Source organism: Aliinostoc sp. HNIBRCY26 (assembly GCF_050235535.1).
Taxonomy (GTDB): Bacteria; Cyanobacteriota; Cyanobacteriia; order Cyanobacteriales; family Nostocaceae; genus Trichormus.
This window is the reverse complement of sequence record NZ_CP189852.1, coordinates 7,001,361-7,024,730: the sequence shown is the minus strand read 5'-3', so window position 1 is coordinate 7,024,730 and position 23,370 is coordinate 7,001,361. Positions and strand designations below refer to the sequence as shown.

The window sequence follows — 23,370 nt, the reverse complement described above, 5'->3', positions numbered from 1 at the left end:
TGAACTAAAACATAAGTATAATTTATTATTTGGTTGTGTGGGGAGTGAAAATTATGCTAGAAAGACTCTTATTAGCGGGGATTTTAACATTTACTCTCAGTTTATTTGCTCAAGTACATCGTCCATCCCCTTTGGGAAAGAATCCACAAATCAATACTGAGAATAATACCGTTTTAACTTTTAATCAGCCTGGGACAAAACTATTCCAAGACTGATGCCAATTCGCAACGATGCTCTCGCCCCGCTACGCTAACGCAATGGACTAACGTCCCGCTACGCTAACGCAATTAAAAAACCTAGATGCAGCAAGATTTTCAAGGTTTAAATCTGTATCAGATTTTTTGTGAAATGGTATGACGCAAAAATAACATAACTCCGTCATTACGAGCGATCGCGTTCACAAAGTGTTCACGCAGGGTAGTAATCTCCCTTGACACTGGGATTGCTTCCCTAAACTTCGTTCTGGTCGCAATTACATTATCGGCGTTGCGTAAGTCTTATATTCAAAATTCCCGATTGAGGCTGATTTTAGGTATATTTAGCCTGAACGAAGAGAATTTGTGGCTAACTTTGTCTACGCGCATTCAGGGAACTCCTACTAGAAGATATACTATCATTGCGTAGGCAGGGGGTAGGGGGCAGGGGAAGCAGGGGAAGCAGGGGGAGAAATTCAATGCCCGATGCCCAATTCCCAATGCCCAACTCCCAATTCCCAATTTTCCGCGAGCAGGCTTAGTGATGTCTAACTCTGATCTTCCCAGCATCAATGATGTACTAACAGCACAACGACGACTGGCTGGTATTGCTCACCGAACACCAATACACACTTCTCAAATCATCAATGAACACACTAATAGCCGCGTGTTCTTCAAGTGTGAAAATTTCCAACGCACTGGCTCGTTTAAATTTAGAGGTGCGTATAATGCCTTGGCACAACTATCTTCAGCACAAAAACAACAAGGTGTACTGACATTTTCATCGGGAAATCACGGACAGGCGATCGCCCTAGCAGGAAAATTACTGAATATCCCAACTACAATTGTGATGCCTGATGATGCACCTTTAGTGAAGCAAACAGCCACCCGCAGTTATGGCGCAGAGGTAATTTTATATAATCGTCAAACTACGAACCGTGAAGAATTAGCGCGAAATTTCAGCAGCGATCGTGGTTTAACTTTAATTCCTCCTTACGATCATCCCCATGTGATCGCCGGACAAGGTACAGCTACTTTAGAACTGATTCAAGAAGTAGGCGAACTAGATGTATTGCTGGTTTGTTGTGGTGGTGGAGGATTGATTTCTGGGAGTGCGATCGCCGCCAAAACCCTGTTACCCAATGTGCGCATTATTGGGGTAGAACCAGCACTGGCTGACGATGCTACCCGTTCCTTTCACAGTAAAACCTTGCAAACTGTCCACAATCCCGATACCATCGCTGACGGTGCGCGGACTCCCAACTTAGGTAAAATTACATTCCCTTTAGTATTGCAATACGTTGATGACATGGTGACAGTCTCAGAAGCAGCAATTGTTCGCACCATGTTTTTCCTGTGGGAACGAATGAAAATTGTGGTTGAACCCACTGGCGTATTAGCCGCCGCCGCTTTGTTAGAAGGTGTAATTACAGCCCCTCAAATGAGGGTCGGTATTATTATTAGTGGTGGCAATGTGGATTTTACGCAAATTATGAAGAAATATATGGGAGAGAATCCCTAAATTAGTGTCAAACTTCAGAAAAATTCACCTTGACAATTGCGTAAGTATCTCTCTAGCGGCAGAAGATTATCCATGCACACTTTAATAGTCTCTTTTTTATTAAGTGTGTTACTTAATCTTTTTGTAACCAAGGAAGAATCAGGTGAAAAGTTTCAAAAAGCTATCTGCGATCGCATTATTACTATGTGCTTTTGCTTATCCATCCTCAATTGCTGAAGCTAAAACTACTTCTCTAGATAATTCTCTGCAAACATCAAGTTTGGATACAGGGGAAAATGTTGTTAGCGTTAGCAACGACGAGTTACTCATAGCTCGCCGATATGATCGACGGCGGTATATCCGGCGACACGACAGAGCCAGACGGCAATACATTCGGCGACACGACAGAGCCAGACGGCAGTATATTCGGCGACATGACAGAGCCAGACGACAATACATCCGTCGGCGATACGATAGACGCTATTGATATTCCCAGGGGTTAGAGCGCAAGAGAGAGGGTTTACAACTTTTATCGATAAGTGCTTTTTCCATAAAGATAGAGACGTTGCTATGCAACGTCTCTACTTGTATGAAATCACTGAAAATAATCTTTAACAGAACCGTATGGACGGAAACTCAGCATTTTCTTACCAACGGTGATACCAATTCACGAAAATTTTGAAACAGATCCAAATCTGAAAACCCTTGTCAAGTCAGGATTTCTCAATTGCGAATTGCGAATTGCGAATTGCGAATTGGTATGAGTAGCTTAATGACTGGCTACTACTCCTTCCAAAGCAGTGAGTCTGTCTGCTAAGAGTTTTTCTAAATCTTCTAGTGCTTTGGTAAAGCCTTTGATGCCTTCGTCGAGTTTGTCGTAAGCCATGCGGTCAGCAGTGTGCATTTGATCAAAGGTAGCCTTGTCAATGGATATCTTTTGAATATCAGAAGTAGTTGCTTTTGTGGGTTCTAATTTGCGGGGTAGGTCGCCAATAGTAGCTTGTAATTCACCCAACAAAGAGGGAGAAATGGTCAATAAATCGCAACCAGCTAGTTCAGTGATTTCGCCGATATTACGGAAGCTTGCGCCCATAACTTCGGTTTTATAGCCAAATTTTTTGTAGTAGTTGTAGATTGTAGTAACTGACAATACGCCGGGGTCTTCCGCAGAGGGATAGCTATCTCTACCAGTTTCTTTTTTGTACCAGTCGAGAATGCGTCCAACGAAGGGAGAAATTAAGGTGACACCAGCTTCAGCACAAGCGATCGCCTGATGCAAACCAAACAGTAAAGTTAAGTTACAGTGAATGCCTTCTTTTTCCAGAATTTCTGCCGCTTTAATCCCTTCCCAAGTAGAAGCGATTTTAATTAAAACGCGCTCTGGAGTAATCCCAGCAGCTTTGTACTGAGCAATTAGTTCTCGTGCTTTAGTAACAGTAGCTTCAGTGTCGTAAGATAAACGTGCATCTACTTCTGTAGAGACACGACCAGGGATAATTTGCAAAATCTTCAAACCGAAGGAAACCGCTAAACGGTCAAAAGCCAAAGTGACGATTTGACTTTGGCTAGCACCTGCACCTGCATCTTTTTTAGCTTGCAGTAAAGTCTGATCCACAATGTCTTGATATTCCGGCATTTTAGCTGCTGCCGTAATCAAAGAAGGATTGGTAGTAGCATCTTGGGGTTTAAACTTTTCAATGGCTTGGATATCACCTGTATCTGCTACCACAACGGTCATTGTCCGCAATTGTTCTAGTAAATTTTTAGACATAAGATACTCCATGATTGTTGTTTATCTGTGCTTTGGGCATTGGGCATAGGGCATTGGGCATAGGGTATAGAATTTTTCCCCTTGCCCCCTGCCTCATCTACTCTCTGCTTCTTCAAATAAGGATCTACACTTCCCCTCTTCTTTACACCCATTTTTCTGCTTAACAATTCTGATTTTGGCAATTTTTCTTAACTCTTGCCGATCGCTGGAAGCCTCAGCCTAATTCTAGGCTGTTAAGCAGTGATTGGTTGTCCGATAGAATGCACTTTGATTAAACTAGTTGTTCCTGATTTACCAATTGGAACTCCAGAGGTAATAACTACCTTATCTCCTTCGTGAACTAAGCCTGTTCTCAGAACGGTGCTGACTACATTCGTAAACATTTCTTCAGCACTATAAACAGGAGGGATCAACAAAGGTTCAACACCCCAAGATAAAGCTAACTGATGATAGCTAGTTTCTTCGGGAGTGAAAGCAAAAATTGGGGTGCTGGGGCGGTATTTGGAAACGAGTTTAGCTGTACTTCCCGATGAGGTGTTACACAAAATCGCCCGTGCGCCGGTTTCATAGGCGATGCGACAGACGGCTTCCGCTACGGATTCGGTAACGCTTAAACCCCCAGCTTCATGAGTCCAACAGTGTTTACTACCCTCCTGTAATGATTTTTCTGTAGCGATCGCAATATCATTCATTACCTGCACGGCTGCTATGGGATACTGTCCGACAGCAGTTTCGCCAGAAAGCATGACGGCATCTGTACCATCGAGGATAGAATTCGCTACGTCGGTAGCTTCAGCGCGGGTGGGGTCAGGTGCGCTAATCATGGACTCTAGCATTTGGGTGGCGGTAATTACTGGCTTACCTGCCTGATTGCAACGGCGAATGATATCTTTTTGGATCAAGGGGACTTGGTGAATGGGCATTTCTACACCTAAATCGCCACGGGCAATCATAATCCCATCCGCAGCAGCAATAATAGAATCAATTTGCTCTACTGCTTCTGGACGTTCAATTTTAGCAATTACCCGAATAGACAAGCCCGCCGATTCAATCATCCGTTTGGCTGGTTCTAAATCATGGGGTGACTGCACAAAAGACACCGCCACCCAATCAACACCCAATTCCATGCCAAAACGCAAATCATGTAAGTCTTTTTCCGTAATGGAACTGACAGGTAAGCGAGTTACAGGCAGGTTTACCCCTTTGCGGGTAGAAATAACCCCACCAGTTTTGACCAAAGCGTGAATGCGATCGGCATCGCGATCGCATACCATCATTTTGACCCGACCATCATTAATTAAGATTGGCTCTCCCGGTCGTACCATTGCGAACAAAGTCGGCAAAGGTAAGGGTAATTCGTGGATATTTTCACCCTTCTCCTTTAACACAAAGGTGACTTGATCACCAGCTTCCACCGTCAAACCTTCTGGTGGTAAAGTTCCCAACCGAATTTTCGGCCCACATAAATCCTGCAACAGAGCCACAGGTCTTTGCTCATCAGCACTGATTTGCCTGATATATTGAGCCGTTTGGGCATGAAACTCATAAGCCCCGTGGGAAAAATTCAACCGCGCCACATTCATCCCGGCTTCTACCAATGCTTGTAGTCTGTCTGGTGCAGAGGTAGCAGGCCCTACAGTACAGATAATTTTTGTTCGACGCATATGTGTGAGGAGTTTGGGAATTGGGAATGGGGCAAGGGGCATGGGGCTAATCAATTCAAAATTCAAAATTCAAAATTCAAAATTAAAGAATTTTTCTCCCCTACACCCCTACACCCTTCTTAAACTGCGGCCAATTGTTCTTTCTGTGCCATTGACAACATGAGGTCAACTACACGATGTGAGTAGCCCCATTCGTTGTCATACCAAGCGACCACTTTGAAGAAGTTGGAGTTTAATTCAATACCAGCACCCGCGTCAAAAATGCTGGAGTGGCGATCGCCTTGAAAATCTGTAGATACCACTTCTTCGTCGGTGTAACCCAAAACTCCGGCAAGTTTTCCTTCCGCCGCAGCTTTCATGGCAGCACAAATTTCTTTGTAGCTGGTGGCTTTCTCGGTTTTGAAGGTTAAATCCACTACAGACACATCAGGGGTAGGGACTCGGAAAGCCATCCCAGTCAACTTACCTTTGAGTTCTGGTAACACCAAAGCCACGGCTTTAGCTGCACCAGTGGAAGAGGGAATAATATTTTGGGCTGCACCACGACCACCGCGCCAGTCTTTCTTACTGGGGCCGTCTACCGTGGGTTGGGTTGCAGTCATGGCGTGGACTGTGGTCATTAACCCTTCTGCTAAACCAAAGTTATCATTAATCACTTTGGCAACGGGAGCTAGACAGTTTGTAGTACAGCTAGCATTAGAAACAATCACATCCTTACTGGGATCAAAAGTTTCATGGTTAACGCCTACTAACAGTGTCTTAACTCTTTCTGGGTCTTTGGTGGGTGCAGAAATAACTACACGCTTCGCACCTGCTTGTAGGTGTTTCGATGCGCCTTCGTAGTCAGTAAATAGTCCAGTTGATTCCACAACATAATCCGCGCCTAATTTGCCCCAGGGCAATTCAGCCGGATTTCTGACTGAAACACAGGGAATGAAGCGTCCATCAACAATGATGCCATCTTCTCTAGCTTCTACCTGACCGTGATACTTACCGTGAGTCGAATCGTACTTTAACAAGTAAGCTAAGTTATCTGGTGGTACAAGGTCATTAATCCCGACAAACTCAATATCAGGATTGTTAATACCAGCCCGAAACACCAACCGACCGATACGGCCAAATCCATTGATGCCTACTTTTAACTTTGCCAAAACAAACCTCCTTGAAACATAAATTCAAAATTCAAAAATGTAGATTGAATCTTGATTTTGGCGAATTAGTATGATGCACCCTGAATAACGCCTCAAACTTAAGGCGCACAAAATCTTACCCAAGCCGCAAAATTGGATTTAGCCGGGTGAATTTTAGTATGACTGAGCTGATCGTGACAGTCCTGGCTGCCAAAAGCTCATTTGCTTGGCATATTTTAAGGTTTTGGATCGGGGATTGGGGATTAGGGATTAGGGATTGGGGATTAGGCAATTTTCTGAAACTCAATCCAAAATCCAAAATCCAAAATCCAAAATCCAAAATTATCTTTCCCAGTCCCCAGTCCCCAGTCCCCAGTCCCCTAATACGGCCACTGCCAGTCCCGAATGTCTGGCATATCTTCGCCGTATTTAGCGATGTAGTGTTTATGTTCGATCAGCTTGTCTTGGAGATGTTGCTTGACGTAAGCAGCTTTGTACCCTAGTTTGGGGACGCGATCGATCACATCCATAACTAAGTGGAAGCGATCTAAATCATTCAAGACAACCATATCAAAGGGGGTGGTGGTAGTTCCCTCTTCCTTGTAACCGCGTACATGGAGGTTTTTATGGTTGGTTTGGCGGTAGGTGAGACGATGGATTAACCAGGGATAGCCATGAAAGGCAAAGATAATGGGTTTATCTGTAGTAAATATGGTGTCAAATTCTTTGGCAGTTAAACCGTGGGGATGTTCTGTTTGGGGTTGTAAGGTCATCAAATCCACAACATTGACTACCCGCACTTTTAAGTCAGGGAAGTTTTGCCGCAAAATATCCACAGCTGCTAGGGTTTCTAAGGTGGGGACATCGCCAGCACAACCCATAACTACATCGGGTTCACCACCTTGGTCATTACTTGCCCATTCCCAGATACTAATGCCTTTGGTGCAGTGTTTGATGGCTGCATCCATATCCAGGTATTGCAATGCTGGTTGCTTCCCTGCCACGATGACGTTGATATATTGACGGCTTCTTAAACAGTGGTCTGTCACCGATAAGAGAGTATTGGCATCGGGTGGGAGATAAACGCGAATGATTTCGGCTTTTTTGTTCATCACATGGTCGATAAAACCAGGGTCTTGGTGAGAAAAGCCGTTGTGGTCTTGTCGCCAAACGTGGGAGGTGAGGAGATAGTTCAGGGAGGCGATGGGTCTGCGCCAGGGTATATGGCGAGTAGTTTTCAACCATTTGGCGTGTTGGTTGAACATCGAGTCTATGATGTGGATAAATGCTTCATAGCAGGAGAAGAAACCGTGACGACCTGTCAGCAGATATCCTTCTAACCAACCTTGACAGCAAGTCTCACTGAGGATTTCCATGACTCGTCCATCGGGGGAGAGATGGTCATCTTCTGGGAGTGTCTGGGCTACCCAAGTCCGGTTTGTAACCTCTAAGACGGCATTGATACGATTTGAGGCGGTTTCGTCAGGGCCAAACACGCGGAAGTTTTTGCTATCTAGGTTGAGTTCCATCACATCCCGCAGGAATTTGCCTGTGACTTGGGTGGCTTCAGCAATTACTCTTCCTGGTTTGGGAACATCGACTGCATAGTCGTGGAAGTTGGGCATCTTCAAGTCACGCAACAAGACACCGCCGTTAGCATGGGGATTGTCACCCATGCGGCGATCGCCTGTGGGGGCCAGTTCTGCCAGTTCGGGGATTAATCTCCCGTTAGCATCAAAGAGTTCTTCGGGTTTGTAACTCTTCATCCAGTCTTCTAGGAGTTGGATGTGGTGGGGTTTATTTGCTAAATCCCCAAAGGGGACTTGATGCGATCGCCAATAATCTTCTGTCTTTTTCCCGTCTACTTCTTTTGGACCTGTCCAACCTTTGGGGGTTCTCAAGACAATCATCGGCCACATGGGTCGTTTAGTAAACCCATGCACACGGGCTTCTCGTTGAATATTACGAATTTCGTTAGTGATGGTATCTAAAGTTGCAGCCATTTGCTGATGCACATCGGCGGGATCTGAACCTTCCACAAAGTAAGGTTTATACCCATAACCAACAAATAGGCTTTCTAGTTCCTCGTAACTCAACCGCGCCAATACCGTAGGATTCGCGATTTTATACCCATTTAAATGTAAAATCGGTAGCACTGCCCCATCAGTAGCGGGGTTGAGAAACTTGTTGGAATGCCAGCTAGTAGCTAAAGCACCAGTTTCTGCTTCCCCGTCTCCTACAACCGCCGCCACAATTAAATCTGGGTTGTCAAAAGCCGCACCATAGGCATGAACTAAGGCATAGCCTAATTCGCCCCCTTCATGAATCGAACCAGGGGTTTCCGGTGCTACGTGACTGGGAATACCACCAGGGAAAGAGAATTGTTTAAACAGCTTTTTCATCCCCTCCGCATCTTGGGAGATGTTGGGATAATATTCACTGTATGTTCCTTCTAAATATGTATTAGCTACCAGTCCCGGCCCTCCATGACCAGGGCCAGCAATGTAGATCATATTCAGGTCATACTTTTTGATGATTCTATTGAGATGCACATAGATAAAATTCAAGCCTGGGGTTGTTCCCCAATGTCCCAATAGTCTAGGTTTAACGTGTTTTAAGGTGAGAGGTTCTTTCAGTAGAGGGTTGTCTAGTAAATATATTTGCCCTACTGACAAATAGTTCGCCGCCCGCCAGTAGGCATTCATTTTATGCAATTCTGCATCGGTTAAAGGCTTTGTCTGTGGAGGACTTGCTAAAGTCATCTTCAACTCCATTACACAATAATTTTGCCGAATTCTGTTCTATGCCAGTGTAGTTATTTGCGCTTTGAAGGTCATCTTACTCATGACAAATTTTTCCAGTTGGATCTGGAAAAATAAGTGTGATTAGTTATTGACTACACTGGCAGCAATCTACAACACAAATCAAATAATTACAGTAATGACCTCTAGGCAAGGTTAACAGAACTTACATTTTGATGAGTAATTTTTAACATTGATTTTATGCGTTATTAAGAAAATTACAAATAGGTTGAATCTTTTGATACCGTTTATTGATGTTTATGGGTTGTTGTAAAGACGTTGTATAAAAAGTCTCTACTCATGGAATTGATATAGGATTCCTATTTGATTTTTGCGAAGCTAGGTACACTTTGATTCCTTTTTTCCTGTTCTCTGTTCCCTGTTCCCTCCCTACGCAAATAATTTCAGGAATCAAAGCAGATTCCTATATGTGTGAAATAAATATTACTTAGGGCTTGCTGAAAAAGTTCTTTGGTGAGGGTAGGGAACAGTTTCACCCTCAGTAGGATGTTTGATGATGCTGCTTCCAAGTTAGCAGATGGTAGTTGGTAGTGAGGACTTTAGTCATGAATGTTCTAAGGGCTAAAGTCCTTACTACAAACAGGTTAAGGTGTAAATAGCTCAAATGTGCAGCAAAGTAGTATTATTGTACTGCTATAGGTGTAGTGATAACAAAGCTTAATAAAGATAGTATTATTAAGAACTGTTTCACGCTGCCTCTCATTATTGGCCGGTCAATATGTCAGATCACAAGCTAGCCGCATCCTTGAATGGACACCTCCCCTACCACAACTCTAACCCCCAGAATACAATTCGGATTCGCGGCGCAAGACAGCATAATCTGAAGAATATTGACTTAGAATTGCCACGCGATCGCCTGATCGTGTTTACTGGTGTCTCAGGTTCGGGTAAGTCGTCTTTGGCGTTTGATACGATTTTCGCGGAAGGTCAACGGCGGTATGTGGAATCTCTGAGTGCCTATGCTCGGCAGTTTTTGGGACAATTAGATAAGCCGGATGTCGAAGCAATTGAAGGTTTAAGTCCGGCGATTTCCATTGACCAAAAATCGACTTCTCATAACCCCCGTTCCACGGTGGGGACGGTAACGGAAATTTACGATTATCTGCGGCTGTTGTATGGTCGGGCTGGTGAACCCCATTGTCCCATATGCGATCGCTCTATTGCACCTCAAACTATAGACGAAATGTGCGATCGCATTATGGAACTACCAGACCGGACTAAGTTCCAAATTCTCGCGCCTGTGGTAAGGGGTAAAAAAGGGACTCACCGCAAGTTATTATCTAGTTTGGCTTCCCAAGGGTTTGTCCGTGTCCGCATCAATGGGGAAATTCGGGAACTGTCAGATTCAATTGAATTAGATAAAAATTATACTCATAATATTGAATTAGTCATTGACCGCTTGGTGAAAAAACCTGATATTCAGGAACGTTTAGTAGATTCTTTGTCTACGTGTTTGAAACAATCTGGTGGTATTGCTAGGATTCTTGTCAGTCCCAATAGTGATGATGCTACTGAAGAAGAACAAGAATTAGTCTTCTCCGAAAACTTTGCTTGTCCTGAACATGGCGCGGTGATGGACGAATTATCACCGCGCTTATTCTCGTTTAATTCTCCCTATGGTGCTTGTCCGAACTGTCACGGTTTGGGGACGTTGCGGAGATTTTCGCCGGATTTGGTAGTACCTGATCCTGAAGCCCCAGTATACGCTGCGATCGCGCCTTGGTCAGATAAGGAAAATTCTTATTATCTAGAACTACTTTATAGTTTGGGGAGTAATCATGGGTTTGAATTACAAACAAATTGGAGTAAGTTAACACCCCAACAGCAGCAAATTATTCTGTATGGGGAAACGGAAACCAGTAAAGACCAAAAAACACCCCAATATAAAGGTGCAATTCCGATTTTGCAGCGACAATATGAAGGCGGTTCGGAGTTAATTAAGCAAAAATTAGAGCAGTATTTAGTTGATCAACCCTGTGAAGTTTGCGGCGGTAAAAGATTGAAACCGGAAGCTTTAGCGGTGAGATTAGGACAATACAATATTTTAGATTTGACTGGTGTATCGATTCGGGATTGCCTGGAAAGGATTAATCATTTAAAATTGAGCGATCGCCAAATAAAAATTGCTGATTTAGTCTTAAGAGAAATTAGAGCGAGATTGCAATTTTTATTAGATGTCGGCTTAGATTATCTCAGTTTAGATCGAGCCGCCATGACCCTTTCTGGTGGAGAATCGCAACGCATTCGCCTAGCTACACAAATCGGTTCTGGCTTAACAGGAGTTCTCTACGTTTTAGACGAACCAAGTATTGGTTTGCATCAAAGAGATAACAGCAGATTACTGAAAACTTTAACCAAATTACGAGATTTAGGTAATACTTTAATTGTCGTAGAACACGATGAAGAAACCATCCGCGCCGCCGACTATATAGTTGATATCGGCCCCGGTGCGGGAATTCATGGTGGTAATATTATCGCTCAAGGTGATTTTCAATCATTACTCACAGCCGAACAATCATTAACAGGTGCATATTTATCAGGACGTAAAGTAATTCACACCCCAGCCGAACGCCGAGAAGGGAATGGACGCAGCTTAATTATTAAAAATGCCCATCGCAACAATTTAAGAAATATTGATGTAGAAATTCCTTTAGGGAAACTTGTAGTTGTTACTGGTGTTTCTGGTTCTGGTAAATCGACCTTAATTAATGAACTACTTTACCCATCATTACAACATCATTTAACGAAAAAAGTACCTTTACCAAAAGATGTTGAAAAAATTCAAGGATTAAATAGTATTGACAAAGCAATTGTCATTGATCAATCTCCCATTGGACGTACACCCCGTTCAAATCCAGCAACTTATACAGGGGTTTTTGATGTCATTCGAGAAGTATTTTCACAAACTGTAGAAGCTAAAACCAGGGGTTATAAACCAGGACAGTTTTCTTTTAACGTCAAAGGTGGACGTTGTGAAGCTTGCGGAGGACAGGGTGTAAATGTCATTGAAATGAATTTTCTCCCTGATGTTTATGTCCAGTGTGAAGTGTGTAAAGGTGCGAGATATAACCGCGAAACTTTGCAGGTGAAATATAAAAATAAGTCAATTTCTGATGTTTTGAATATGACGGCTGAGGAAAGCTTAGAGTTTTTCCAAAATATTCCCAAAGCTGTCAATAGGTTGCAAACATTAGTTGATGTTGGTTTAGGTTATGTGCAGTTAGGACAACCTGCAACTACTTTATCTGGTGGTGAAGCGCAAAGGGTAAAATTAGCCACAGAATTAGCGCGTCGTGCTACAGGTAAGACCATTTATTTAATCGATGAGCCGACCACAGGTTTATCGTTTTATGATGTGCATAAGTTATTAGATGTGTTGCAAAGATTAGTAGATAAAGGTAATTCTGTTTTATTAATTGAACACAATTTAGATGTGATTCGCTGTGCTGACTGGGTGATAGATTTAGGGCCAGAAGGTGGCGATAAAGGTGGAGAAATTATTGCAGTGGGAACACCGGAGGAAGTTGCTAAAAATCCTCGTTCTTATACTGGACAATATTTACAGCAAGTTTTACAACAGTATCCAGCAATGAGCGAAGTGAAGTAATCGCAGAGTTGAGGCGATCGCTTTGTTCCGGTTGTACTCACAATTACATATCGTAATGGATGAAACAGATATGACATTACCTCATTAAAAAGCGGACACTTTTTAAATTTAAAAAAGTGTTCGCTTTATGATGATTTTGATCCCCTAAACGTAGGCAAACTGTGTGTTTAAAATATCTGAATCACTAATTTCTAAAGGTGTAATCAGTGTTGCACATAACTGATCAAGTTCATCCTTTCTTTCTTGAACAAGTTCATCTCCTAACTGCATGAGTCGTTTAAGTTCTTCCTTCGTCTTACCATCCATAGGAACATCTTTCTTAAAGTGTTTCTGAAATCGGTAATATCGTTGTTCATATGCTTCTTCGTCGTGGAGTACTTTAGGATCAGAGTATCCTATTAGCTATTAATTTCTGATAAGATGAGCCTCCTTACAGTAGCAGTATACTTAAAAATTCAGTTAAAACTTGTTTGATTCTTTCACATTTATGAGTAAATATCAAAAAATCGTTTTAAACCGTTGTATTGGTAACTCTAATTACGGGACTTAAAAATTAATCCTTCTCTTACAAACAAAACATTTCCAAAGTATATATTAGCGTCTTTCCAAAAAGCTTGGTCATAAATACCAACACAAGTCATATCATACTTCCTAAGCAATTCATCTATATCAGTTATTGTTACTTTTCCTGGCATGGATGTTGTAGAGAATTCAGCCAAAACAAAGTCAATTTTGCTGTTTTTTAAGTAAGAAATAGAACCTTTCAAAACTTCAAGATCATGTCCTTCTGTATCAATTTTTAAGAAACACACTCTATCAATAGAGTGTAAATCACAAAATTCATCAACTGTTGATATTTTTATTTGTTCATATTTGATAGCAGGTCTGACAGAAACCTCATGGTCTAAGGATGCTAGTCTAGAGTTAGAGAAAATTTTGATAGTTGCTTCTCCAGATGCAGATCCTAAAGCCAACGGTACAGCTTTCACATTGGGCAGTTTATCAACAGATTTTTCCAATACATTAAATGTATTTTGAACTGGCTCGAAACTAAAAATTTGAGCATTCGGCCATACGTCATGAAAAGCTACGGCAGTTTGACCCATATTAGCACCAACATCAAAGATTACTTGTGGCGACCAGTGAGGTACTAGACGTTTGATATCTTTGTAGATATTTAATCCCCAAGGTAAATTTTTTCTATAAAAAGAAAATCCTGTTAAATCCTCAATAACATTTTTTACTTTAAGATACATCAGGTGATTTCCCTAGTGTGATTTCAAATGAAGTTTTAAGACTCCTACTGCTCTGTTTAATAGAACGGTATGAATCAAATTATAGACACCATCTTAATTGCCTACCATACAACAAGTGAGTTAGTAAATTGCACAAATTTACAATGGACAATATCCCATTAATAGATCCTTGATTTATAATGATCTATTAACTTACATCTGGTTAAATCTTTTCGCGAATTGATATTTACAGCTAAAAAATATACTATCAGGATATAAATAGTGAAAATTGAGACAAAAGTTTACATTTTCTGGCTTTTACTTCAAGGTTGATTTGACAATTTGGAAAATTTGCATTAAATTACCTATCGTCGTATTTTGTCACTGATAACCAAATTTTTCTATAACCAGAATAAAATTGAATATCTGATGCTGATAAATTTGAGCCTTATGGTGTTTTACAAGTTGACTGAATGCTTCCACAAATCATAGGCATATTGAAGATTACACCATCGAGAGCATCCCTGTTTATCACGATAGCAATTCGATTTGACCCCTGAACTCCTCGTAGAGATAGGGAACAAGAAACAGGGAGTGGAAAACAGGTGAAAATTAATAAAATCGTACTTATGTTTTTTCAGAACTCAAATATGAGTCCTATATAGAATATTTGTTGGAAATGACTTATTCTATAAGTATAGTTTCTTCCTAATCACTCTTTGAATTTGTTGATTTGCTCTACTATGGCTTGATTTTTTAAAGTTGTATTTGAGAAACTCTATTTGGGATAATCAGCAAAGGATTTAGATAATCCTATAAATAAAATGCAAGGGTAAATTTGTGTATAGGTGTAGAAGCAATCAAAGTCAATTGCCACGCTATCAAGCTAATCTTTGTTTGTGGGAAAAACATCATTATATTTTAGGTGAACTATCTATACTGACTTTTGGCGACATTGTAGACTTTAGGAAATCATTCTTTGATGCTGGTGCTGGTTTAACGACTATTCTATCTAGTTGATTTTGACAAGTTGCGTGTGTTCAGATACCTGACTTTCTTAAAAAGTCGGGTATCTATTATCTATCATCATTTGTGTGGCGGACTACAACAACCTTGCCATTTTCTACTACAGTCTTAGCTTGAGAGATATTCCGGTTTTGTTGAATTGGCTCATCCTGACATTGCTGTTGATGAGCAATATTTTCTTCTTGCTGTTGGTTGAGGACAACAGCACAACTGGCGCAACTATTAACAGTCATATTCTGTACTTTGCTATCTATAACCTATTATCGCACTCCTGATTGAGTTTATCGGGTTCAACTGCAATACATCCGTAAGTATGAATACTTGCAGGCGAATATTTGATTTATGCTACGAATAGCAGATTTATGAATGTAAGCACTTGCTTTATGATGCTTATAGCCGATTTTGAATATCTAAACTTAAATTAAGTAGGAATGCAGCCTAGTTCTTGTTTTGCTTTCCCCTAGTCCCAAACTTGCAAAGATAAAGTCAACAGTGGGTTTCTCTGATGAAAAGAATGTTAAAATACCTCAGTTTGGGGTTATTATCTACGTTTTTGACCGCTAATCCTGGAATTGCGGCTGAACGCATTAGTTTCTTTTATCCTCCTTTTGGAGAGTTTTCTTTACCTGTTAGTTCTTTAGAAACTTTTGCCAAGGAAGGGAAGATAGACAAGAATTTAAGATTTTATGCTGAACGTGCTACGCCTGAACAACTAGCACAATTGCGGGAACTGTTGCAAATACGTTTTAATGTTACACCAACTCTCGTATCCCAAGTTACTTACTCCCCTGTGGGAGAAGAGGTTTTGCAAAGAATAGGGGAATTGCTATTAACTGACTCTCGGAAGAATGGTTTTTACGCTTTGCGTTCGGCTTTAATTTTATCGGCGGCTTCATCAGAGGGTTTATCAATTACCAATTTGCTGCGGAAGTTCCCCAGTAATGATGTGCGACTGAATTTTACGGAAGCGGTGAAAATAGTTGATGATTTGTCACAGCTACTCAAAACTAGGGATAAAGTTGTAGCGGCTTTGCAAAAAGAATCATTAAGTCAGTCTACCTCGTCTGAGGTTGATTTTTCCAAGCTGCCAGATTTAAGAAAGCCTGGAAATTTACGCTGGCAAGTCAGTCAGTTTAATTTAATTGATCCTGGACGCGATCGCCGTTTACCTTTGGATTTATACTTACCTATAGCCACCGCAGAGAATAACACTCAACCACCTTTTCCCCTCATTGTGATTTCTCATGGTGTCGCTTCCGACCGCTTCACATTCGCCTATTTAGCTCAACATTTAGCATCCTACGGTTTTGCTGTCGCGGTAATAGAACATCCTGGTAGTAATGCTAGCCGCTTTCAAAAATACTTTTCCGGTTTAGCAGAACCACCAGCACCCAGAGAATTTATTGATCGACCTTTAGATATCAAATTTTTATTAGATGAACTCCAGCGTATGGAACAAGCTGATCCCAAGCTGAGAGGAAAACTAGATTTTGATAAAATTGGGGCTATAGGTCAATCTTTTGGCGGTTATACTATTTTAGCGTTGGCTGGGGCGCAAATTAACTTTGATAATCTGAATAAGAATTGTTTACCTGATAATTCTTATTTAAACTTATCGTTGATTTTGCAATGTCAAGCCAACGAATTAACTTTGGATAGTTATCAATTTCAGGATAATCGTATCAAGGCGATTATTGCTATTAATCCGATTAATAGTGCTGTTTTTGGCGATAGTGGGATTAGTCAAGTAAAAGTACCAACAATGTTTATAGCAGGTACTCAAGATATTTTTGCCCCACCCTTACCAGAACAAATTCGCCCTTTTACTGAATTACCTAATCCTAATAAATATTTATTTTTAGTTGAAAATGGCACTCATTTCACCTTTATTGGTGAATCTCCCCAAGAGAGTAACGTTTTACCTGTCCCTAATGGCTTGTTAGGCCCCGAACGTAATACAGCTTATTCTTATCTTAATGCTTTGAGTGTAGCTTTTTTAGAAGCTAATCTGCTAAATCGTACAGAATATCGTTCTTATTTACAGCCTGCCTATGCTCAATATATTAGTCAACCACCTCTAAATATTAGTCTTTTGCAGTCATTAACTAGAGAACAGTTAAATCAAGTAGTAAATCAAAAATGAGTGCTGAGTGCTGAGTAATGAGTGCTGAGTGCTGAGTAATGAGTGCTGAGTGCTGAGTAATGAGTGCTGAGTAATGAGTAATGACTGTTGACTAATAACTAATGACTAATGACTAATGACTAATGACTAATGACTAATAACTATTGACCAAATTCAGTACAATTGCTGACGACAATTGGAGAAATTTTGTTCCTAAAATATATGTCTTTTTTTTGTTTTATGTATGACAATTTTGTGTATTTCTGATGCTCGGAATTTATTGTCAGGGGATCACAATATTTCTGAAATAGTATTTATAAAAACTTATTGAATTCTGAGTAGTTTATATATACATTGTAAACAAGTATTAAGAAATACTTATTAAAAAATATTGCAAGTCATTGATTTAATTGCTAACGTGTGTAAAAGCAACGACGCTGATGAACGCTCTGAATTAATAGAGAGGTAAAAGGTATGAGCCATATCCGTTCAGCCAATTGTGGGAACAATTGATTTGCAATCTACAATCTGCAAGTGATGAACAATGCAGATTAACTCAAAAATATGTCGTTGCTAGAGATTGATTGCTGTTGTTAATAGAAAACTGATAATTTGTCTTCCCTGGGGATTGAGATTTGCGCTGATTGATGAATTAAGAACTGGGGTAAGGCTCAGAATTTGGAGGTGAAAACCGATGAAGATTCAAGGTAAAGTAGCTCTGGTGACGGGAGCTTCCCGTGGTATTGGAAGAGCGATCGCATTAGAATTAGCAGCACAAGGAATACAAAGATTAATTTTAGTGGCGCGCGATCGCCAAAAGTTGAGAGAATTAGCCCAAGAAGTCGAAGCGATGGGTGTTCAAGCTACAGTTTTAGCGATTGATTTAACCCAAGCCACAGAAGTAAATATCGCCATAGCGCAATTGTGGCGCACTTATGGCCCAATTCACCTGCTGGTAAACTGTGCTGGGGTTGCATACCAAAATTCCTTTTTACGTTCCAAACTCCCCCAAGTCCAAGAAGAACTCTCCGTCAATTTATTGGGAATGTATACCCTCACCAGTCTTATCGCCAAACGCATGGCTAGCCAAAGACAGGGGACAATTATCAACGTTTCCAGCTTAATGGGGAAAGTCGCCGCACCAACGATGGCTACCTATTCAGCCACAAAATTCGCCATCATAGGCTTTACCCAAGCACTGCGTCAAGAACTAGCAGAATACAACATTCAAGTCAAAGCCTTATTACCCACCCTCACCGACACAGATATGGTGCGCGACTTGCAACTGTTTCGCTGGGTGATCCCCATGACTCCGCAGCAAGTCGCCAAAGCACTAGTCATTGGACTAGAGAAAGATTCCCCAGAAATTCTAGTAGGATGGCAAAGTCACCTAGCTGTATGGTGTCAACGTTTAGCACCCTGGCTACTGGAAATTGTTTTAAAAATAGCCGCACCACCAACAGCGCAAACATCAGAAAAACCAAGCTGGTTGGCGAAAATACAGCGTGTTGCTGATTTATCGCTATCTAGAAATGTAGGGGTGTAAGAGAGTGCTGAGTGCTGAGTGTTGAGTGCTGAGTGTTGAGTAACGAGTATTGAGTAACGAGTGTTGAGTAACGAGTGTCGAGTAAAAAGTAAACAGAAGCCTTGCGGCTAAAAGACGCGTATTGCAAGGAAAAATACGTTCTTATTTCACTTCCCTGGTTTTAACTATGGGATTGAACTCACTACTGACAACTCACAACTCACAACTCAGCACTCACAACTCAGCACTCAGCACTCACCACTCCTGAGCATCTTCGTTAGATAATTAGATATTCTCTAATTTCGGAGTTATCAGTGATGCTGAATTTTCCTGCTATCTTACCACCAGAAATCATTGATGGCTTACCGAATATTTGCGGTTGGGAACAAGAGGTGATGAGTGTGGCTAACCATGATGCACCTGTGTTTTTACCAAAAACCAACCTCAAGTTAGAGAATATCAATGCAGTATTTGCGATCGCGTTACATATGCACCAACCCACAATTCCGGCTGGTCATGATGGTAAACTCATTAGCAATCTGCAATATATGTTTGAACATCCCCACGAAGGCGACAACCACAACGCCGCACCCTTTGCTTATTGCTACAGCCGTATGGGAGATTTCATTCCTGAACTTGTCAATCAAGGTTGCAATCCCCGTGTCATGCTGGATTATTCTGGGAATCTACTGTGGGGACTCAGACAAATGGGACACGATGATATTATCAATAGTCTCAAGCGGATTACCTGCGATGACACCTATCAACCCTATGTAGAATGGTTAGGGACAATGTGGGGTCATGCTGTCGTACCTTCTACCCCCATCCCAGACATTAAATTACATATATTAGCTTGGCAACAACATTTTGCAGCAATTTTTGGTTGGGAAGCATTAGCGCGAGTTAAGGGGTTTTCGCCGCCAGAAATGCACTTACCAAACCATCCTGATACTTTATTTGCATTTGTCAAAGCTTTGAAAGAATGTGGCTATCGTTGGTTACTGCTACAGGAACATTCCGTAGAAACAATTGATGGCCATGCACTCACTCATAAACATTTACCACATCGCTTAATGGCGCGTAATTCCTACGGGGAAACTATTAGTATTACAGCCTTAATTAAAACTCAAGGTTCGGATACAAAATTAGTTGGTCAAATGCAACCTTATTATGAGGCTAAAACCCTATCTCCACAAAAATTAGGTGATGTATTTATACCACCTATAGTCAGCCAAATTGGTGACGGTGAAAATGGTGGTGTGATGATGAATGAATTTCCCAGTGCTTTTAAACAAGCTTGGTGGGATATGGTAAATCACGGTGGCGGTAAATCTGGGGTTGTGGGTGTGTGTGGTACGGAATATTTAGAATTAATTGAGTCTGCTGGCTGTAAATCTGCCGATTTTCCTATGTGTCAGCCAGTAGGACAATATCAAATATGGCAAAGAGTAGAAGCTGAAAATATTCAGCCTGAAGCAGTAGAAAATGCGATTCAAGAATTAAAGCAAAATAACCCACGTTTTCACATGGATGGGGCATCTTGGACAAATCATATCAGTTGGGTGAAGGGTTATGAAAATGTGTTATCTCCCATGTATGAATTAAGTAGTGTATTTCATCAAAAATTTGATCAATTATTGCGGGTATCTTCAGAAATATCTGTGACTAAAAAAGCTGAATATAGCCAAGCACTGTTACATAATTTGTTACTGCAAACAAGTTGTTTCCGCTATTGGGGACAAGGTACATGGACAGATTATGCTTATGCAATCTATCAACGCGGTATGTCATTGAATGAAACAGTTTAACTTTGTAGTTTATTCTACCTAAAGATAGCGATCGCACTCCAAAATAGTATACTTAAATACTATTTCCGTGATGAACAATTTTAAAAACAAAACCGGAAAGTAGCTGATAATTTTATCTAAGCTTAATTTTACCGTGCCAACTAAATGATAAATGAGTCAAGAGTCTTTTGATTTCTTGCCAGAAGTTACCCAATAGATAGAACTATATTATACATTTCCATTTAGTTAATAGTTATTTATGATTTTATTTTGTATACAAAGTATATTTATTCACTCAATTGTGAGTCCACAAACATCCATATATTTAACAGTGATTATTTTTCTAGAGCTATATGCAGGTAAAATAGCTATTATTTCAGCTTTTTGAGGTTTATAGTAAAAGTTGATTCATCTTTGTTGGTATTGAAAAGGACACTACCAATAAATTTAGTTCTCATATTTTTGCATAGTCCCTTAGATATCCAATCATTATTTTACTAGTTTGAGAATTGACGAGAAACATTAATAACTATAAATACTGCTATAAATATCAACTCCAGAGAAACTAAAAAATAACTTGTGCATCTTTAATAAGGATACATTAAAGGCTTTCACAGAACGTTGACATCAAGTGTCAGATTATTTTAGGCTTTATATTCTCCATGCCAATATTCTCAAAATTGGTATGGAAAATTGCATATACATAAAAAATAACGGTTCAAGTTTTCACAACACTTGAGGATTTTACTAATGTCTAAAATAAGTTTAAATCAAGAGGAATTTGTTACCAACTCATTCCCCAAACAAGCCAGATTTAGACATATATCTAAAATCTTACTGCGGCGGCGGTTTGTAGTCTTAGGAGTGTCTTGTATTGTCATGTCCGTAACTAGTCTAATGGCTGTCTTGACTAAGACTAACTACAAAAGCTATATGCAAATTTTAGTGAATTCTAATGTTTATGAAGGTATAGAATTAACTAATATTCCTAATAATGGCGTTAATAAGCAAGCCGATTCTCAGCCACAGGTGATTGATTACTACGCTGCTCAGAAAAATCTCATGCTGAGTTCTAACTTGCTAGAAAAAGCAGTAACTTTACTCCGTTCCACTTATCCTAATATTACTGTAAATGACATTAAAGGCACATCAAGTGATGGACGTAATTCACCTTTGCAAGTTACACAACTAGAAAAGAAAAGAGGAGTTAATGAGTTAGTTAGTCCAGTGTTTGAGGTTTCTTTTCAGAATAGTGATCCTATTAAAGCCCAAAAAGTATTATTAGCCTTACAAAAAGTTTATCAAGATTATAACCTCGAACAGCAGCAAGAACGCCTCAATAAAGGATTAGCTTTTGTTAATACCCGTATACCTCTGCTGCAAAAACAGGTTAGACAAGCTGAAAGTAATCTAGAGAATTTCCGCAAAAAGCACAACTTATTAGACCCCCAATCACAAAGTCAAATCCTGTTGAAATCATTAACGGATATTCAAAAACAATTACAAACGACTCGTACAGAGTTACAAAATATCGAAGAACGTCGGCAAAATTTAGAACAGATATTAGCCGCTTCAACTCAACAATCACTGATTGATGCTAATTTGGGTGAATCAACTCGTTATCAAATGCTGTTAAGTGAAGTGCAGAAAACTGAACAAGCATTAGCACAGGAACAGTTACGTTACACAGATAACTCGCCGATTATTGTCAGCCTCAAACAACAATATCAGCATCAGTTACAACTCTTGCAACAGGAGAAAAAGCAATTAAAAATCGATACTACAAAAGCAGCAGCATTAACACAAGGGCAGATAGTAGAAGAGTTAAACCAATTAAAAGTAACTGCTGATAAATTAAAAAATCAGGAGAAAAATTTAGTTTTCTCAGAACAGCGAATTAGTACAGAGTTAAAGAAATATCCCAGCTTAATTACAGAATACCAACGTCTCTTGCCAGAAGTAGAAACTCAACGTCAAGCTTTAGAACAATTATTACAAACACAACAGTTTGTCGGCTTAAAAATTACCCAAACAGGCTTTGACTGGCAATTTTTAGAAACACCAACTTTAGCAACATATAACAGTTATGACAAACTGTGGCTAGTGTTTGGGGGTATGGTGATGGGGCCTGTTTTGGGTGTTGGTATCGCCTTACTTTGGGGAATGCGTCATCGTGTCATTAGTTCACCCCAAGATTTACAACGAGTCAGCAACCTGAGATTACTAGGTTCTGTACCGAAACTTGCATCCCATGCGATGGAAAAGCGACTACCGAGTTTAGCTTGGAACTGGCGACGCAACACAAAACCGCCTTTAGTAGAAACTAACTCTTGGCTACCTTGTCACGAAACCTTAGACATGGTGTATCAAAATACCCAAATCTTAAAGCATCCTTTTCCTTTTAATTCTTTGATGTTGACTTCTGCATTACCAGGAGAGGGACGCACAACTTTAGCTTTAGGTTTAGCCGCGAGTGCTGCACATATGCACCAAAGGGTATTATTAATTGATGCTAACTTGCGATCGCCTAAACTCCACAAAATTCTCCAACTACCCAACGAATGGGGACTATCTCTTTTACTAGTTGATGAGACTAATGAAAATGTCCACGACTATATTCAGCCTATTCACCCCTCCATCGATATTTTGACTGCTGGTTCTCCGCCAGAAGATCCTGTAAAATTGCTCAGTTCTCAGCGCATGAAGGAACTCATCGAGTTATTCGAGCAAAGTTACGACTTAGTATTAATAGATGCACCAGCCATTTTAGGTACAGTTGATGCCAGAATCGTCGCTTCTTTGTGTAACGGCATTATGATGGTAGGGCGTGTAGGTTGGGTAACTCAAACCGAAGTGACTCAAGCCGTGGAAATTTTAAATCGCTTGAATTTGGTTGGCATTATCGCCAATGAAGCGAGTAATTAGGGGAATGGGGACTGGGGAATGGGAACTGGGGATTGGGGATTGGGGATTGGGAGACAGGGGA

At 40.5% G+C, this 23,370-nt stretch carries 16 protein-coding genes; 9 read left to right on the top strand and 7 right to left on the bottom strand.

The genetic code is table 11. The features are described from left to right. The first annotated feature begins 53 nt into the window (after positions 1-53). The 3 genes from ACQFX9_RS29645 to ACQFX9_RS29635 all read left to right on the top strand — a co-directional run bounded on the left by ACQFX9_RS29645 (position 54) and on the right by ACQFX9_RS29635 (position 2,182). A complete protein-coding gene (locus tag ACQFX9_RS29645; RefSeq protein ID WP_427160065.1) occupies positions 54-215 on the top strand; it encodes a hypothetical protein in 162 nt (53 codons plus the stop codon). Between the two features lie 523 nt (positions 216-738). Next, entirely contained in the window at positions 739-1,716 is a 978-nt protein-coding gene (locus ACQFX9_RS29640) for a threo-3-hydroxy-L-aspartate ammonia-lyase (protein WP_427160064.1), read from the top strand. Positions 1,717-1,858: 142 nt separating this feature from the next. Next, positions 1,859-2,182 (top strand): hypothetical protein, encoded by a 324-nt coding sequence (locus ACQFX9_RS29635; RefSeq protein WP_427160063.1) that lies wholly within the window; start codon positions 1,859-1,861, stop codon positions 2,180-2,182. A gap of 282 nt (positions 2,183-2,464) precedes the next feature. On the opposite strand, the gene ACQFX9_RS29630 is transcribed toward ACQFX9_RS29635, so the two are convergent. The 4 genes from ACQFX9_RS29630 to ACQFX9_RS29615 all read right to left on the bottom strand — a co-directional run bounded on the left by ACQFX9_RS29630 (position 2,465) and on the right by ACQFX9_RS29615 (position 9,022). Further along, positions 2,465-3,466, bottom strand: a complete 1,002-nt coding sequence (locus ACQFX9_RS29630) for a transaldolase (RefSeq protein WP_427160062.1) — start codon at positions 3,464-3,466, stop codon at positions 2,465-2,467. A 233-nt stretch (positions 3,467-3,699) separates the two neighbouring features. After that, positions 3,700-5,130, bottom strand: a complete 1,431-nt coding sequence (pyk, locus tag ACQFX9_RS29625; RefSeq protein ID WP_427160061.1) for a pyruvate kinase — start codon at positions 5,128-5,130, stop codon at positions 3,700-3,702. 119 nt (positions 5,131-5,249) lie between these two features. After that, entirely contained in the window at positions 5,250-6,281 is a 1,032-nt protein-coding gene (gap, locus tag ACQFX9_RS29620; RefSeq protein WP_427160060.1) for a type I glyceraldehyde-3-phosphate dehydrogenase, read from the bottom strand. Positions 6,282-6,640: 359 nt separating this feature from the next. After that, positions 6,641-9,022 carry a phosphoketolase family protein gene (locus tag ACQFX9_RS29615; RefSeq protein ID WP_427160059.1) on the bottom strand — a complete coding sequence of 794 codons (2,382 nt, stop codon included), beginning with the start codon at positions 9,020-9,022 and terminating at the stop codon, positions 6,641-6,643. A 778-nt stretch (positions 9,023-9,800) separates the two neighbouring features. On the opposite strand from ACQFX9_RS29615, the gene uvrA reads away from it, so the two are divergent. Further along, complete coding sequence (gene uvrA, locus ACQFX9_RS29610) at positions 9,801-12,689, top strand: excinuclease ABC subunit UvrA (RefSeq protein WP_427160058.1); 2,889 nt, start codon at positions 9,801-9,803, stop codon at positions 12,687-12,689. Positions 12,690-12,833: 144 nt separating this feature from the next. Here uvrA and ACQFX9_RS29605 read toward each other — a convergent pair whose 3' ends face one another. Both ACQFX9_RS29605 and ACQFX9_RS29600 read right to left on the bottom strand, forming a co-directional pair. Then, the gene (locus ACQFX9_RS29605) at positions 12,834-12,995 is read right to left on the bottom strand and encodes a hypothetical protein (RefSeq protein WP_427160057.1); all 162 of its coding nucleotides are present in this window, start codon (positions 12,993-12,995) and stop codon (positions 12,834-12,836) included. A 227-nt stretch (positions 12,996-13,222) separates the two neighbouring features. Beyond that, positions 13,223-13,945, bottom strand: coding sequence for an FkbM family methyltransferase (locus ACQFX9_RS29600; RefSeq protein ID WP_427160056.1), 723 nt, complete (start codon positions 13,943-13,945; stop codon positions 13,223-13,225). A gap of 819 nt (positions 13,946-14,764) precedes the next feature. On the opposite strand from ACQFX9_RS29600, the gene ACQFX9_RS29595 reads away from it, so the two are divergent. Further along, positions 14,765-14,944 carry a hypothetical protein gene (locus ACQFX9_RS29595; protein WP_427160055.1) on the top strand — a complete coding sequence of 60 codons (180 nt, stop codon included), beginning with the start codon at positions 14,765-14,767 and terminating at the stop codon, positions 14,942-14,944. 56 nt (positions 14,945-15,000) lie between these two features. Here ACQFX9_RS29595 and ACQFX9_RS29590 read toward each other — a convergent pair whose 3' ends face one another. After that, positions 15,001-15,183, bottom strand: a complete 183-nt coding sequence (locus ACQFX9_RS29590; protein WP_427160054.1) for a hypothetical protein — start codon at positions 15,181-15,183, stop codon at positions 15,001-15,003. Between the two features lie 272 nt (positions 15,184-15,455). Between ACQFX9_RS29590 and ACQFX9_RS29585 the strand changes: the two genes are divergently transcribed. The 4 genes from ACQFX9_RS29585 to ACQFX9_RS29570 all read left to right on the top strand — a co-directional run bounded on the left by ACQFX9_RS29585 (position 15,456) and on the right by ACQFX9_RS29570 (position 23,309). After that, positions 15,456-17,093: an alpha/beta hydrolase gene (locus tag ACQFX9_RS29585; protein ID WP_427160053.1), complete on the top strand. Its 1,638-nt coding sequence runs from the start codon at positions 15,456-15,458 to the stop codon at positions 17,091-17,093. 673 nt (positions 17,094-17,766) lie between these two features. Continuing rightward, positions 17,767-18,618 carry an SDR family NAD(P)-dependent oxidoreductase gene (locus tag ACQFX9_RS29580; protein WP_427160052.1) on the top strand — a complete coding sequence of 284 codons (852 nt, stop codon included), beginning with the start codon at positions 17,767-17,769 and terminating at the stop codon, positions 18,616-18,618. Between the two features lie 296 nt (positions 18,619-18,914). Then, complete coding sequence (locus tag ACQFX9_RS29575) at positions 18,915-20,405, top strand: glycosyl hydrolase family 57 (RefSeq protein ID WP_427160051.1); 1,491 nt, start codon at positions 18,915-18,917, stop codon at positions 20,403-20,405. Positions 20,406-21,134: 729 nt separating this feature from the next. Beyond that, positions 21,135-23,309, top strand: coding sequence for a GumC family protein (locus ACQFX9_RS29570; RefSeq protein ID WP_427160050.1), 2,175 nt, complete (start codon positions 21,135-21,137; stop codon positions 23,307-23,309). Positions 23,310-23,370: the final 61 nt, after the last annotated feature.

Bases quoted from the DNA above. Each gene is read 5' to 3' on its own strand.
- ACQFX9_RS29645 (WP_427160065.1), top strand. From the start codon at position 54: ATGCTAGAAAGACTCTTATTAGCGGGGATTTTAACATTTACTCTCAGT.
- ACQFX9_RS29640 (WP_427160064.1), top strand. From the start codon at position 739: ATGTCTAACTCTGATCTTCCCAGCATCAATGATGTACTAACAGCACAA.
- ACQFX9_RS29630 (WP_427160062.1), bottom strand. From the start codon at position 3,466: ATGTCTAAAAATTTACTAGAACAATTGCGGACAATGACCGTTGTGGTA.
- pyk (WP_427160061.1), bottom strand. From the start codon at position 5,130: ATGCGTCGAACAAAAATTATCTGTACTGTAGGGCCTGCTACCTCTGCA.
- ACQFX9_RS29615 (WP_427160059.1), bottom strand. From the start codon at position 9,022: ATGACTTTAGCAAGTCCTCCACAGACAAAGCCTTTAACCGATGCAGAA.
- uvrA (WP_427160058.1), top strand. From the start codon at position 9,801: ATGTCAGATCACAAGCTAGCCGCATCCTTGAATGGACACCTCCCCTAC.
- ACQFX9_RS29605 (WP_427160057.1), bottom strand. From the start codon at position 12,995: ATGGATGGTAAGACGAAGGAAGAACTTAAACGACTCATGCAGTTAGGA.
- ACQFX9_RS29600 (WP_427160056.1), bottom strand. From the start codon at position 13,945: ATGTATCTTAAAGTAAAAAATGTTATTGAGGATTTAACAGGATTTTCT.
- ACQFX9_RS29590 (WP_427160054.1), bottom strand. From the start codon at position 15,183: ATGACTGTTAATAGTTGCGCCAGTTGTGCTGTTGTCCTCAACCAACAG.
- ACQFX9_RS29585 (WP_427160053.1), top strand. From the start codon at position 15,456: ATGAAAAGAATGTTAAAATACCTCAGTTTGGGGTTATTATCTACGTTT.
- ACQFX9_RS29580 (WP_427160052.1), top strand. From the start codon at position 17,767: ATGAAGATTCAAGGTAAAGTAGCTCTGGTGACGGGAGCTTCCCGTGGT.
- ACQFX9_RS29575 (WP_427160051.1), top strand. From the start codon at position 18,915: ATGCTGAATTTTCCTGCTATCTTACCACCAGAAATCATTGATGGCTTA.
- ACQFX9_RS29570 (WP_427160050.1), top strand. From the start codon at position 21,135: ATGTCTAAAATAAGTTTAAATCAAGAGGAATTTGTTACCAACTCATTC.